Origin of the sequence: Bowmanella sp. JS7-9, from assembly GCF_004329715.1 — a bacterium.
GTDB lineage: Bacteria > Pseudomonadota > Gammaproteobacteria > Enterobacterales > Alteromonadaceae > Pseudobowmanella > Pseudobowmanella zhangzhouensis.
In genome coordinates, this window is the sequence record NZ_JXSY01000042.1 from 1 (window position 1) to 323 (window position 323).

The 323-nt window shown below is 48.9% G+C and carries 1 protein-coding gene; it reads right to left on the bottom strand.

What is annotated here, in order from left to right:
* Nucleotides 1-95 precede the first annotated feature (95 nt).
* A partial coding sequence (locus TK45_RS16155; RefSeq protein ID WP_004153224.1) for an IS5/IS1182 family transposase occupies nucleotides 96-323 on the bottom strand: 228 nt, incomplete at its 5' end.

Here is a 323-nt window from a genome sequence, read left to right on the forward strand (position 1 = left end):
ATTTCGCGGATCTGGGCCGATTTTTTTCCCGCAAACACATCGAATCAGCCTATTTAGGCTATTTTTTCCACCATTTCTGGCGTTATTTCCGGTTTTTACTGAGATCTCTCCCACTGACGTATCATTTGGTCCACCCGAAACAGGTTGGCCAGGGTGAATAACATCGCCAGTTGGTTATCGTTTTTCAGCAGCCCTTTGTATCTGGCTTTCACGAAGCCGAACTGCCGCTTGATGATGCGAAACGGGTGCTCCACCCTGGCACGGATGCTGGCTTTCATGTATTCGATGTTGATGGCCGTTTTGTTCTTGCGCGGATGCTGCTT